General features: G+C 44.1%; 14 protein-coding genes. 4 read left to right on the forward strand and 10 right to left on the reverse strand.

Annotated features, from left to right (window positions below; genetic code table 11):
- Positions 1-4 precede the first annotated feature (4 nt).
- Positions 5-856, forward strand: a complete 852-nt coding sequence (locus SFC66_RS03680) for an N-acetylmuramoyl-L-alanine amidase (protein ID WP_411217351.1) — start codon at positions 5-7, stop codon at positions 854-856.
- Between the two features lie 110 nt (positions 857-966).
- Here SFC66_RS03680 and SFC66_RS03685 read toward each other — a convergent pair whose 3' ends face one another.
- The 3 genes from SFC66_RS03685 to SFC66_RS03695 form a co-directional block, all read right to left on the reverse strand.
- Positions 967-2019, reverse strand: a complete 1053-nt coding sequence (locus SFC66_RS03685) for a tetratricopeptide repeat protein (RefSeq protein WP_411217352.1) — start codon at positions 2017-2019, stop codon at positions 967-969.
- Positions 2020-2119: 100 nt separating this feature from the next.
- Positions 2120-2623, reverse strand: coding sequence for a GNAT family N-acetyltransferase (locus tag SFC66_RS03690; RefSeq protein ID WP_411217742.1), 504 nt, complete (start codon positions 2621-2623; stop codon positions 2120-2122).
- A 48-nt stretch (positions 2624-2671) separates the two neighbouring features.
- On the reverse strand, positions 2672-3061 hold the full coding sequence (locus SFC66_RS03695; RefSeq protein WP_411217353.1) for a YfmQ family protein: 390 nt from the start codon (positions 3059-3061) through the stop codon (positions 2672-2674).
- A gap of 154 nt (positions 3062-3215) precedes the next feature.
- Here SFC66_RS03695 and SFC66_RS03700 point away from each other — a divergent pair, with 154 nt between their 5' ends.
- Positions 3216-3635 carry a DUF4064 domain-containing protein gene (locus tag SFC66_RS03700; RefSeq protein ID WP_411217354.1) on the forward strand — a complete coding sequence of 140 codons (420 nt, stop codon included), beginning with the start codon at positions 3216-3218 and terminating at the stop codon, positions 3633-3635.
- Positions 3636-3668: 33 nt separating this feature from the next.
- On the opposite strand, the gene brnQ is transcribed toward SFC66_RS03700, so the two are convergent.
- Positions 3669-4988: a branched-chain amino acid transport system II carrier protein gene (gene brnQ, locus SFC66_RS03705; RefSeq protein WP_411217355.1), complete on the reverse strand. Its 1320-nt coding sequence runs from the start codon at positions 4986-4988 to the stop codon at positions 3669-3671.
- Positions 4989-5246: 258 nt separating this feature from the next.
- Here brnQ and SFC66_RS03710 point away from each other — a divergent pair, with 258 nt between their 5' ends.
- Positions 5247-5534 carry a hypothetical protein gene (locus tag SFC66_RS03710; protein WP_411217356.1) on the forward strand — a complete coding sequence of 96 codons (288 nt, stop codon included), beginning with the start codon at positions 5247-5249 and terminating at the stop codon, positions 5532-5534.
- An 84-nt stretch (positions 5535-5618) separates the two neighbouring features.
- Here the strand turns inward: SFC66_RS03710 and SFC66_RS03715 are convergent, their stop codons facing one another.
- The 5 genes from SFC66_RS03715 to SFC66_RS03735 form a co-directional block, all read right to left on the reverse strand.
- Positions 5619-7964, reverse strand: coding sequence for a putative bifunctional diguanylate cyclase/phosphodiesterase (locus SFC66_RS03715; RefSeq protein WP_411217357.1), 2346 nt, complete (start codon positions 7962-7964; stop codon positions 5619-5621).
- Positions 7965-8148: 184 nt separating this feature from the next.
- Positions 8149-8856, reverse strand: a complete 708-nt coding sequence (locus SFC66_RS03720) for a LutC/YkgG family protein (protein ID WP_411217358.1) — start codon at positions 8854-8856, stop codon at positions 8149-8151.
- Complete coding sequence (locus tag SFC66_RS03725) at positions 8853-10271, reverse strand: LutB/LldF family L-lactate oxidation iron-sulfur protein (RefSeq protein ID WP_411217359.1); 1419 nt, start codon at positions 10269-10271, stop codon at positions 8853-8855. Before SFC66_RS03725 ends, SFC66_RS03720 begins: the two co-directional genes overlap by 4 nt.
- Before the next feature lie 13 nt (positions 10272-10284).
- The gene (locus SFC66_RS03730) at positions 10285-11001 is read right to left on the reverse strand and encodes a (Fe-S)-binding protein (RefSeq protein WP_411217360.1); all 717 of its coding nucleotides are present in this window, start codon (positions 10999-11001) and stop codon (positions 10285-10287) included.
- A 127-nt stretch (positions 11002-11128) separates the two neighbouring features.
- Positions 11129-11839 (reverse strand): FadR/GntR family transcriptional regulator, encoded by a 711-nt coding sequence (locus SFC66_RS03735; RefSeq protein WP_411217361.1) that lies wholly within the window; start codon positions 11837-11839, stop codon positions 11129-11131.
- A 126-nt stretch (positions 11840-11965) separates the two neighbouring features.
- On the opposite strand from SFC66_RS03735, the gene SFC66_RS03740 reads away from it, so the two are divergent.
- Entirely contained in the window at positions 11966-12457 is a 492-nt protein-coding gene (locus tag SFC66_RS03740) for a MepB family protein (protein WP_411217362.1), read from the forward strand.
- A gap of 23 nt (positions 12458-12480) precedes the next feature.
- On the opposite strand, the gene SFC66_RS03745 is transcribed toward SFC66_RS03740, so the two are convergent.
- The gene (locus tag SFC66_RS03745) at positions 12481-13113 is read right to left on the reverse strand and encodes a pentapeptide repeat-containing protein (protein ID WP_411217363.1); all 633 of its coding nucleotides are present in this window, start codon (positions 13111-13113) and stop codon (positions 12481-12483) included.
- Positions 13114-13129: the final 16 nt, after the last annotated feature.

A 13129-nucleotide genomic window follows, 5' to 3' on the forward strand; every position in this document is an offset into this window, starting at 1 on the left:
CACTATGCGCACCAGCACTGCATTTGGCCTGACACTACTATTCGTACTTTCTGCAATTCTACTAATCTTTCCTATCCAAGCAAACGCAAACACTTCCAATACCGGACAGACGACAGCCAACTTGAACATCAGAGCAATCCCTTCGACCGATGCTAGCATCATCGGGAAATTCCCAAAAGGCACCCAGTTTCGATATATTGATAGGAACGATGGCTGGGGACAGATCACCATCCAAGGACAAACAGGTTACGTCAGTTTGGACTATGTCACTCCTATCCAACACACTGAAGCAGCTGCTGCCACTGAACCAGCCAGTAACGAGCATGTGCAGAGAATAGTGATAGACCCTGGGCATGGTGGCAAAGATCCTGGTGCTGTCGGTAATGATACGATGGAAAAATTGGTTGCCCTGACTATCTCGGAGAAACTGCAGAACAGATTGCAGGCCAATGGTTATGAAGTGAAAATGACGCGCAGTGATGACATATTCATCCCTTTAGCTGAACGAGCGGCATTATCAAATGATTGGCGAGCGGATTTATTCGTCAGTGTGCATGCCAACAGCGCCTCGACGGCAGCAGCGAACGGCTTGGAATCTTATTATTACGGTTCAAGCAGCAGTGGTAAGCAGCTGGCTTCCAGCATCCAGACCGCAATGGTTTCCAATACGAAAAGAGAAAATAGAGGCACACACAGTGGTGATTTCTATGTACTGCGTCATACATCGATGCCCGCTGTCCTCATTGAAACAGGATTCATCTCAAATCCTGCCGATGCCCTGCTATTGAATGATTCCGACTATCAAAATAAGGTGGCTGACTCCATTGCACAAGGCATCGAAGCGTACACCAGCTAATCACAGGCTGCCGATCTGGCAGTCTTTTTATGTGGATATGAAAACCATCCCGAACACAAAAAGGAGATTGGCGTCACCAATCTCCTTGCCGGCACCTAGATGCCCGTATTTTATTTCAGCGTCAAAAGACTATACATCAATGCATTCTCATAATCCTGATTTTCTTGATAATATTTCGCTAACCGGTCGGAATAATAACGGACATTTTGTTCATCTTGAACAGATTGGAAATATTTTATGCCTTCCTGCCAAACGCCTTCAAAGCTATCTTTATCCATATATTGTTTGTACAGCATGGCAAACATCCACTTATAAGCATCGTCATCCTGCTCTTTACTCCATGCAAAACCTTCTGCGAAGTATTTTTTGGCATCGCATTTGTTCCCTAGCAAAAAACAGCATTCCGTTACATAATATAGGCTTTTCATATAATACTCCGGGTGCTTATACTGCATGGATTTCTTAAAGTGGTCAAGCGCTTTTACCAACTTGTTCTGCCTGAAATAGAGGACCCCCAGATTGTGCTGAATATACAAGGGCAGCTGCAATTCAGAATCAGCTGCATCATGATCCAAAGCAGCAAGGAACATCCCCTCTGCATTCTGGAAATCTGCCATCTCCAGATAATTCAATCCTTGAAGCAAACGGCATTTGGCAAGCTGTAATTCCTGCTTATACTGTAATGCTGCTTCAATAGCTTTTTCCGCATTCAATACGGAGAATACAGTCATTTTCTTATAATAATACGTATTTGCCAACTTATAGTAGAAGTCTGATACTTCCCGATAATCGATCTGCTCTGACAAAAAAGCTTCTGCACGCTCAAATTCCACTATTGCTTCTTTGAGTCTGTTTTGACGATATAGCAAGAGCCCGCGGAAAAAGTGGTAATAATATAGATTTTCGCCGGTGAGCTCGAATGCATCAGCGGCTCCCTCTAGCAGTTGCTCTCCCTTACCCAAGTTGTCTTTCAGCATCTCCAATCGAGCATCATACAGCATACTTCTTGCCAGTAGTTTCTCATCTCGAACAGCTGCTTCTTGTTTGGCTAAATCACTTCGGATATTCTCCGCAATCCGAATTTGTTCCGATTTGATATTATCGTATAATTCATCGAGCAGCGCAGCAAATATCTCTGCTTCATTCAAATTTGTCTGGTACATCGGCTCACCCTCTTTCTTTTTCTATTACTTGCATCGGCTGATACATTGCAAAAGTTAAGAAACAGAAAGAAAAAGATCCACCCATCAGGTGAATCATCATTCATGTCAGTTTCTTTCCATATATACGATACGCTTTATCATTTGGATAAAACGAGTCTTTCAGCAGTTCCCATCCATTTCGTTCATAAAAACGGATTGCTCCACTATTCTTCTCGCGGGTGGTCAAGACAGCCGTTTTATTAGTTGCAGCCGCAAGCAGCTGATCTAGTAGCACTGTTCCAACTCCTGATCCGCGCACAGCTGCAGACACGACTAACTCAGCGACTTCAAAGCAATCATCCAGCCACTCTGCCTTACTGCTCTCCTGCAATGCGGGTCGCAGTAAGTCATGATAGTATTGCCCGGGACGTGATTGATATCCATATACCAATCCGACCATACGGCCATTGTCATCCAGTTGAACAAGACCAGCGTAGCCGGGATACTTGCTATGACGAACAAATCGCGGAGCAATATCAGCATAACTCGATTGCCAAGCTTCTTGATAAAACGCTGCAGCTGATCTGATCAGTTGAATGTCCCCTGCCAAGCTCTTCATCTTCATGCCGCTCACTCTCCTGCCCCCTGATTTCCCTATTATAAGGAAACTATATCAGTGTGCAGCTTGGCTTTGCAATGTTTGCGAACGAAGGCTGTAGGAGAACATTTTCTTTTTCGTATATTTGAAGACATCCACCCGATCCGGATAAGGATAGATGAGATATCTATCAGTCTTTACTTCTATTTCAAAAGGTGTGCCTTGTGGCTCTGGCGCATAATAATATTTTTCAAGGAAGTTCGCTTGATTGAATTCATCAATCAGAGATCTCTGCTTATCCTCTGACAGTGCCTTTCCATCTTGTTTTACAGTCACATCATGAGACAGTGTCGGATGCAATTGAAATCTCTTCCCTACTTTTTCCACAACACCACTTGGTGCCGAAGCAGCAAGAACCTTGATCAAACTTGCAACAATCAATAAAACAATAAATACCCACGACAAATCTTTTCGCCTCGATTCCAATTAATCGTGCTAATGATACCACACTTCGGTCAAACCTACCCCCTTGATTTTTGACAAGAAATTGACAGATACGCCTTCAGTCCCATTTCACAGTTTCCTAAAAAATCTTATACTGGGAAAAGGAGGTGACCCATTGAAAATACCAAGAATCTTAACGCTGATTTCTTTAACCTTATTGATTTTGACTTTCATTGGCAGTCTTTTATTCACGCTCACATTGCCCCAAAACCAAACAATGAAACAAGCTGTTACACACTTTCTTGAAAACGATCCCAAATACCAAAGAACACTTGCTGCCGGTGAAAATCCTGCTGCATCCGTCGAGGAGATGGCAGCTGATACAATGCCTGCCTTGCAAGTGCTGTTTACCATTCCGACAGTGTATATCGCTATCATCTGTCTGATTGTTTGGATTGGCTTTCTCATCATGAAAAGAAACCCAAAAGGTGCTGCAATGATCTTATCCAGTGCAGCCGTTTTATCATTGGCTGCTGTTGTCATCCCCATCCTTTTATTCCTTGCCGGCGGTAAGCTGCGAAAACAATCAGTTTAAAAAAGTCTTTTCCCGAGGGGAAAAGACTTTTCTTCATTTGCTGCGCACTAGTGAGATGATCCAGCCAATGAGCCCTCCAACCAAGGAAGGCACCACCCAACCAAGACCTACACTATAAAAAGGCAGGATGTTTTGGAACAAATCGTTGACTGCTGTAATTTCTATTTTTGCTTCATTAAGACCGTCGAAGATACTCACACAGAATGTCAGCACGAGACTTCCGATGTATACTGCCCGCCTTCCACCAAATAACGGATGAAGGAATGTAAGAAATACAAGGCTGATTGTAATCGGATAAATCGCCATCAAAACTGGCACAGAAATTTGAATCAATTCGGTAAGTCCGATGTTTGCTACGACCGCACTGAAGACAGACAGCACAATAGCAAAAGTTCTATAAGAAATACGCGGCATCAGCTCATGGAAGAACGTCGAACACGATGTGATCAGACCCACACTGGTTGTAAGGCAGGCAACAGTGATCATCAAACCAAGGAAAACTTCACCCCATGAACCAAAGTAATATTCTGACACCCTGGCTAGAATTTCAGCACCATTGTTAAGGTAGCCCAGCTCACTGACGCTGGATGCACCCATGAAGGATAGTGAAGTATATATCGCCGCCAATACTACAGCTGCAAGACCTGTTGCCAGCAAGCACACTTTCATGACAGAACTTTTGCTCGTGATTCCTTTATCTTTCAAGGCATTGACGATGATGATACCAAACACACAAGCAACTAGTGCATCAAGTGTCAGATATCCTTCCTGGAAACCTTTGAAGAAAGCATTTGTCGTATACTCTCCTTGCGGCGCCTTGAATACACCAATCGGAAACAGGATGGCCACAACAACAAGTAAACCAATGAATGCAAGCTTGATCGGTGTCAGGAATTTCCCAATCACATCGATGATTTTCGTTGGATTCAAAGATAGCAAGCAAGTGATCAAAAAGAACAAAGCCGAAAAAATTATCAAAGGCCAGGGGCTTGAATTATCAGATAGAAAAGGCTGCTTCAAGCCGATTTCATAAGAAACATTCCCTGCCCGCGGTATAGCGAAAAATGGCCCGATCGCTAGATATAGAATAACGGTATAAATAATCCCGAATAACGGATGCACCCTGCTGGATAAAGACATCAGATCCTTTTCACCAGAAAAAACGAATGCGATGATACCAATCAACGGCAGTCCGACTCCTGTTACAAGGAAACCGGCATTGGCAATCCATATATTTTCACCGGCTTGCTGCCCCAGCATCGGAGGAAAGATCAAATTTCCCGCTCCGAAGAATAAAGCAAAGAGCATCAAACCAAGAATGATGGTAAACGTACCTGGCACTTTCTTTGACACAAAAAAACCTCCACTAACTATTGGAATAGTCTGATAAATAACAAAATATTAAGCTCACTATAATTTTCGTCAGATATTCTGACACAATACTGGTTAGTATAATACTGAATTATGAAACATTCAAGAAGTTTTTGTAAGGAATGTTCTGTAAATATTCGGCACAACAATTTTTTTGGAGATGAAAGCAGAACTATCATACCTCCAAATGTATAAACCATTCCATATACCAGACAATAAATAAAAAAAGGAAATGTAATCATGGACTTTCCAACTATACAGACGAACTTCTGGGATTCTGTCCTCGGGATCCCAGCCACCTTGATTCTTACGCAAATCATCAAACTCTTTTCACCGGTACCCAAGCAGTATGTACCTACCATTGCCATTCTAATCGGATTGGTAATCTCAATATTCTACGCGCATCCACATGATCTGATAGCTGGCTTCTTCATGGGATATTTTTGTGGTTATGCGGCAATCGGAAGTTATGCTGCGACAAAGACGACTTGGAAAACATTTCGGAAGGAAAAGCGGGATTTCACATAGAAAAACCTCTGCTTTAAACAGAGGTTCTAAGGTTGAATCTATAGATAATCCAAGTATCAATCGCATTTGCACACACAATATAAGCTAACCCTGTTCATACAGCCACGCCGAACGGAATATCTCTTCCTCAACCGGCTTTCCGATTAAATAGCCCTGAACAAATGCACAGCCATTATCTTTGAGGAAAGCAAGCTGATCTTGTTCTTCGACACCTTCTGCAATGACTTCCAGATTGAGCTGTTTCGCCATCATCAAAATTGTTTCAACCAGCACTTTGTTATTCCGATTATGCATCATATCGTGCACAAAAGATCGATCGATTTTCAGCGTATGAACAGGCAGCCGCTGAATGTATTGAAGCGAGCTGTAGCCTGTCCCGAAATCATCGATGCTGATACGGATGCCAAGCTGCTTGATATGTTCAAGAATCGCAATGGCATACGTATCACTGAAGGGGATATTCTCTGTGATTTCCAGCTCCAGATAAGCTGGATCCATGTCATGCTCCTGCAGTGCCTCCTCCAATTCCGTCAAGAAATCCGGATGGAGGAACTGGTTGACGGAAATATTGACGGCAAGGCTGATGGGCTCATATCCTTGCTCCTGCCAGCTTCGCCACTGTCGGCACGCTTCCCGGATCATCCATCTGCCAAGCGGTATGATGAAACGGGATTCTTCCGCCAGCGGTATGAAGGAATTAGGATATAAAAGTCCTCGTTTCGGATGCTGCCAGCGCATCAAAACTTCAGCACCGGAAACAGTTTCTGAATCCATATGATAAAGCGGTTGAAAATGCAGGCAGAATTCACCCCTCTCCAATCCATAGCGCATTTCTTTTTCTAATTCCAGTTTCGATTGTTCTGCAGGTAGAAGTGTTTCATCATATATAAGCCATTGTTTGCCATGACTTTTTTTTGCGGCATACATCGCGATATCTGCTTTGATGGTCAATAACTCCACATCGTCTGTATGTTCCGGATATAAACTGATGCCAACACTCGCTGAAATGAACACTTCATTATCGTGAATGAAGAATACTTGTTCAAGAGATTGAATCAAATCGCAGACAGCTCGATCAATTTCCGGGACTTCCGTTACTGGAAGCAGCACAAGGAATTCATCCCCGCCTTGGCGGAAAACACTTGCCCCCGCCCCCACATTCGCCAGTAGTCTCTTGGCCACTTTCCTTAGCAGCAAGTCACCGGCACCATGATTCATGGTATCATTCACCCATTTGAATCTGTCCATGTCCATGAACAACAAAGCAAAACCGTTCTCATTCGTTTTTACCCATTCCGATGCTATCCGGTCAAATTCACGTCGGTTAGGGAGTCCTGTCAGCGGATCGTGACCAGCCAGGAATTCCGCTCGTTCTGTTGATGCTTCCAATTCTTTGTTTTTTTGAATCAGCTCTTCTGTCCGTTCCAGAACCTTGCCTTCGAGCTCAAGCATCAATTTACGATTTTGGAACATTGTATGCATTTGCCTGAAGATTATCAACAAAGTGGAAACAATACAGCCAAAAGCGATCAAATCGAATCCATCACCTCTGGCTACGATAAGTGCAAGCAAAACCAATACGCTGACATTGGAAAACCAAAGTCGTGCCGAGAACAAGGATGTGCTGGAAGGGTAGGCTTCCTGCCGGCTCAGTACATGAAGATCCTCCGCAAAGAATGCAGCACCTCCAATGATCAGCAAACTTGCAGTCCCAAGCCAATCAATCGGATGACCGAAGTAATACATATGCTGTGAAGCCAAATACAAAAAGATAGTGTCTGAAATCAAGAAAAGCAAAAAGCCGACATAAATGCAGACCAATGCTTTTGATAAACGCTGATAGCTGAGCGCATTGAAAACACAAACCAAGAAAAATAACACAATCAAATCGCCAGCTGGATGACTGATGCCGAAAAGCTGCATGATGAAACTATTCTGACTCAACTGCTCCCAAGTTTGCTTCTGCAAAAATTCCCAGCTTATACAAGCAGCAGCGACAATGATGATCACTGCGTCATAAACAATTTCGTAAATTGTCACTTCGTCCGCTTTTTGCTTAATCAAGTACAGAAATGCCAATAAGCTAAAAATGATCGCTGCATTCCATAACACATCTGCCACTGATATAAAAACGTCGTTCATGCCAAAATAAAATTCATAGAAATAAGAGCTCATCGTGGCTATCAAACAACTTAATAGAGCCAAACTGAGAAACAGCCAAAACTTCCTTACCTGTCTCTCAGCGGCTTGATAAGCACGCAGAGACCAAAATGCCGGTAGAGCGGAGCCAATGATTGCAATAATACCTGAGCCAATCGCAAGTTCCCTCGGCTCCTGGCGAAATAAAAACAAGTAAACTGCAGAAAAAAGCAGGAATATAAAAACAAAGGATGTATATGCTTTGGTGTTTTTCTTTTTTGTCCTTTCCAACAGCAGCCTTCTCTCCGAATAGTTTAAAATAGTAGCTAAAGTATACGTTAAATAAAAGTGATTTCCTATATGGCAAAATAAAAAAGTCACCCCAAAGAGGTGACTTTACATGTATTAATGTCATTTATGAACCTGGAATTCCAAGAATCACTATTAAACAGACATCATTTTCCAGGATTATCGCTTACATATCATCTACTACAATATAAGCCGCTTTCACAGGTCCATGGACCCCCACGACGAGATTCATCTCAATATCAGCCGAGTTGCTCGGTCCGGTGATGAAGTTAATGCAGGATGCTATGTCTTTTCCCTCTTGTACTTGCTTGGATATTTGCTGAGCTGCTTGGGTCATGCGGGGAACGATGGTACTTTTCGGTACAAGCGCAATATACTTATGCGGCAGCATACTTACTGTACGACCTTTTCCTTCTCCAGAAAAGAGGACGACCGTTCCTGATTCTGCAAGTGTGATATCACTGAAGGTTATGCCAATGTTGGCTTTTTCCACTATACCGATGTTGTCATGTCCGATGGAAGGATCCCATGTATGCACTTCGATTCCTTGCTTCGGCCACGAATGTATCTGTTCCTGTAACCCAAAAGTTTCATAGCGATCGTCCCGCCAAATGGCAAGCGGACCTCCTCCATAAGCTGACACCGTTTCGGCCAGCACCTTTGGCAGATGATGCAAATCCGTCTCGATCAGCTCCGTATGGATCAGCCGGCATTGGTCGCGGAGTATCTCGACAAGTTCATCCGGTGTCTTATCTGTCAGCGTTTTATCCTGCGGGCGGTACTTCCAATCACGTACCGGCCTTTCTGTCAGCACCTGCGGGCGGCTGAGACGGCCGGCAACATGCTGAAGGAAACTTTCTTGGTTCTGGATCATGCCTGATCACGCTCCTTGAACCAATCACGGAATCGCTCTTTATTCGGAGCCGGCAGATCGCGGATTTCTGTCCATGCCTTCAGCGGGCCGGGTCCTTTTGAAATTGTTTCATCCTTCGTAAATGGTTTCATGACAGTGCTAGCCATTTTCGAACCCGCAGCATACAACGGATTGGAGGAAGCTCCGATGCCGAATGCTTTCATCATCATCTTCTCCGAAACCGGTGCGCGCCCTTCTCGCTCCACAATCACTTGGCGATGACGATGCAGCAGCTGGTGCAATGGGATTTTCACTGGACAAGCATCCGTACAGGCTGCACATAGCGTCGATGCATATGGCAGTTCTTTAAAATCATCGTAACCACCTAAAAGCGGAGTCAGCACAGCTCCGATCGGACCCGGATAAATCGAGTTATAAGAGTGTCCCCCTATATGACGGTATACCGGACATACATTGATGCATGCTGCACAGCGGATGCACTGCAGCACCGATTGAAATTCGGTCCCAAGAATGCCGGAACGTCCATTGTCGACAATAACTAGGTGGAATTCCGATGGACCATCTACTTCTTCTGCTGTCCGCGGTCCTGTCAATGCAGTAATATAACTCGTCAGCTTCTGCCCGACAGCACTTCTCGTCAATAACCCGACGAGAACTTCAAATTCTTCAAATGTCGGTACAATCCGTTCCATCCCCATCACACAAATCTGTGTATCCGGCAAATCGGATACCATGCCAGCGTTCCCTTCATTTGTCACCAATCCAACAGAACCCGACTCAGCAATGGCAAAGTTGCAGCCTGTGATCCCGATGTCAGCTTGCAAGAATTCCTGGCGCAGTTTTTCCCGGGCATGCAGAGCGAGCTCCTCAGGCTTGGAAGTCAGCTTGTATTCCAGCTTCTCGGCAAAAACATCCTTGATTTGCTCTTTATTTTTATGAAGTGCAGGTGTCACGATGTGCGATGGCGGATCATGATCGTCCAGCTGCAGGATATATTCGCCAAGGTCCGTTTCAATCACATCACAGCCTTCTTGTTCCAGAACAGCATTCAACCCTATTTCTTCTGTGACCATCGACTTCGCTTTCAATATCTTTTTGGCACGTTTCTCTTTTACGACACCTTTGACGTAGTCATTCGCTTCTTCCGCAGTAGCTGCAAAAAAAACATGACCGCCGCGTTTTTGCAGATTTTCAGCAAGCTCCTGCAAGTAATAATCCAGATGATCAAGTGTGTGCTGACGTATCTCTTCCCCATGGGAACGCCATTCTTCCCAGTCACCAAGTTCCTCTGCCGCATCCAGCCTTCTTGTCCGGAGCCGCTCCTGGGCACCGGCAACTGCTCCGCGCATGAACGTATCTTCCATTTGCTTGTTCACATTATCTTTGAACTTTTCATTCCCGATTTTCATCGCCATTGCTGTTCCCCCCTCAACGACTGTTTAGTACTTCGGCGATATGCATCACTTTCACTGGCTTGCCGTGACGCTTGATCCTGCCTCCGATATTCATCAGACAGCCGCCATCTGCCCCAATCAGATAACTGGCTTTTGTTTCTGTTACAGAATCTACTTTTTCATCAACCATTTGCTCCGAAATATTGCCCATCTTGATAGAGAATGTCCCGCCGAACCCGCAGCAATTCTGCGCATTCGGAAGCGGTTGCATTTCCAAGCCCTCTACATGGGAAAGCAGCTTCATCGGTGCATCCTTCACCCCAAGCAGCCTTGTCATATGACAAGATGGATGATATGTTGCAGTTCCCTCGAGCCGAGCCCCGACATCTTCTGTCTTTAGTACATCGACGATGAATTCTGTCAGCTCATACGTCTTATTTGCGAGTCTCTCGGCACGTGGATGCCATTCTGGATCATCCTGGAAAACATGCTGATAATCTTTGAACATCGTGGCACAGGAGCCTGACGGTGTCACAACCACTTCGGCATCCTCGAATGCGGCAATCATCTTCTTCATTGCCTTTTTGGCATCTTCTACATATCCTGAATTGTATGCTGGCTGCCCACAGCAAACCTGAGCAGTCGGAAATTCTATCTCACAGCCAAGTCTTTCCAATACCTCCACTGTCGCTTTTCCGACATCGGATTGGAACATATCCACAATGCATGTCGCAAATAATGTCACTTTCATGCTGTCACCCCGCATAAGTAAGGTCATCAGATGACCTGTATAATATCTCTTTCCATCATACTACAACCGCTTACATTTTCCAACTACTGTATATAGAAAAAGCCGCCTGTTTTATTGGCGGCACATATTATTCCAAGTACTTGCGCAATACTCCTGCTACGTATTCCAAATGTGCCTCCATCGCGAGTCGGGCTTGTTCAGGCTGCTGCATACGTATGGCATGCAATATAGCTTCATGCTGTTCATTCAATTCCTCAGGATCTGATTCTTTGCCAAATAGACTGATCTGCCGTGTTTCCCGCATCGACTCCGCAGTCATATCCGATACATGGTGCATCAGACGAAGAAGCAGTTTATTCCGGGCAGCTTGTGCAATCATCATATGAAAAGCCAGATCTGCTTTTTCACCTTTTTCCGGGTCACCTGTGAATTCCTTCATCTCTGCAAGCGCATTTTCCATTTGCGCTAGGTCTTCATCGCTGCGGTTCAAAGCAGCTGAAGCCACGATGCCCGTCTCCAATATATGCCGGACCTCCATCAGTTCCCGTCGATCTTCCTCATTCATAAGCAGCGCATGCTGCAGCGGGTATAGTATGCCTTCCGGTTCAAACGCCTTCACATACGTCCCTTCGCCCTGCTTCATTTCAATCAACCCCATCGCACGGAGTGTAGCCAGAGCTTCCCGTATTGCAGAACGGCCCACATTGAAGTTCTCAGCCAATTGCGTTACGCTCGCGAGCTTCTCCCCTGGTTTCAAGTCACCATTCTTTATTAATGCAAGCAGCTCGTCTGCTACTTGTTCGTATATTTTTTTAGGTTTGATTTGTTTGTATTTCATTGGGTTGTCACCTCTTTTTCATTATATACAAAAACTTTCCAAGATTTCATTTGATATCAAAAAAGGTCATAATGTATGTGGATATTGCACCGAAAGAAATTATGCCATGAAAGGGAGGATACTATATTGATAGAGTCAAAACTATTCATTGAGAACATCCTTTTCCACCTAGGTCGTTCACCCATTACCAACGTGATTACAGAGGCACATAATCAAGAATATGAAGGTATGCTGATTCAATTAGAGGACACTACTTACCGAAGCCGCCTAGCCAAGGCAACACCTAAGAAAAAGGGCTACTTTGTAGTGTTTTGGGAGAAAGATGAAAATAATAAGAACCAAGCATACAGTTTCTTAGAAAGTCCTGCTAAAGTCATCATATCCATCATGGATGAAAATTTAAGAGGACAATTCGTATTCCCCAAATCCATATTATTGAAAAAAGGAATATTGAGAAGTGAAAACAGCAAAGGAAAGATGGCAATACGTGTATATCCCGCTTGGGAAAGAGAATTGAACAAAACAGCTGCCCAAACACAGAAATGGCAGCAGAAGTATTTTGTCGATTTAACGGATGACTTCCATAAAGAAAAATTAGAAGCGTTGTATTTCAACTAAAAAAGCTCCCCATCCGGGAAGCTTTACTTCACTACCAAACCGATCAATGACGCTAACTGGATCGCTTGATGCGGCGAAACGATACAGCCTTTCAGGTTTTCGATGGATACGGTCAATTGCTGAAAATCACTTGTGCTCAAGTCGATCCCTTTGAGCGGCGTTTGTTCGAAGTTCACTTCATTCAAATCACAATCATTGAATTCTATCTTTTTCAGCTTATTCGCATAAAAATCCGCGCCCTGCAGTCCGCAGGAGGAAAATAGCACTTTCTCCATCTTTGATTGACCGAATGATACTAGATTCACCAAAGAGTCATGGAAAGACACATTGCCAAGACTTGATTCTGTCAAATCTGCCCCAAGCATCTTACAGCCTTGGAATTCCACTCGGTGAATCGAGGATTTACTCATCTTCACATTGGAGAAATCACAATTCTCAAATCGGACATCGAGCAGATCCATTCCGGTGAAATCTGTATTATTGAATCGGCTATTACGAATCACTACTTTCGCCAAACGCAGCCGGTATACCGATTCATTTGAAAAATCTGCTTGCTGTACCTGACACATTTCCAATTCAGGTTCTTCTTCAAAGAAGATATCGTGCATCCTTTTTTCAGGCAATTCTGTCGCTAATTTGGGTTTATCAATTTGCATGATTTTTTCTCCTTTC

This window comes from Terribacillus saccharophilus (assembly GCF_046592895.1).
GTDB lineage: Bacteria > Bacillota > Bacilli > Bacillales > Amphibacillaceae > Terribacillus > Terribacillus saccharophilus_D.

What these genes read in the sequence shown, in the direction of transcription:
- SFC66_RS03735 (WP_411217361.1), bottom strand. Translation starts at nt 11,839, where the DNA reads ATGAAATACAAACAAATCAAACCTAAAAAAATATACGAACAAGTAGCA.
- SFC66_RS03685 (WP_411217352.1), bottom strand. Translation starts at nt 2,019, where the DNA reads ATGTACCAGACAAATTTGAATGAAGCAGAGATATTTGCTGCGCTGCTC.
- SFC66_RS03745 (WP_411217363.1), bottom strand. Translation starts at nt 13,113, where the DNA reads ATGCAAATTGATAAACCCAAATTAGCGACAGAATTGCCTGAAAAAAGG.
- SFC66_RS03710 (WP_411217356.1), top strand. Translation starts at nt 5,247, where the DNA reads ATGGACTTTCCAACTATACAGACGAACTTCTGGGATTCTGTCCTCGGG.
- SFC66_RS03725 (WP_411217359.1), bottom strand. Translation starts at nt 10,271, where the DNA reads ATGGCGATGAAAATCGGGAATGAAAAGTTCAAAGATAATGTGAACAAG.
- SFC66_RS03690 (WP_411217742.1), bottom strand. Translation starts at nt 2,623, where the DNA reads ATGAAGATGAAGAGCTTGGCAGGGGACATTCAACTGATCAGATCAGCT.
- SFC66_RS03720 (WP_411217358.1), bottom strand. Translation starts at nt 8,856, where the DNA reads ATGATCCAGAACCAAGAAAGTTTCCTTCAGCATGTTGCCGGCCGTCTC.
- SFC66_RS03730 (WP_411217360.1), bottom strand. Translation starts at nt 11,001, where the DNA reads ATGAAAGTGACATTATTTGCGACATGCATTGTGGATATGTTCCAATCC.
- SFC66_RS03680 (WP_411217351.1), top strand. Translation starts at nt 5, where the DNA reads ATGCGCACCAGCACTGCATTTGGCCTGACACTACTATTCGTACTTTCT.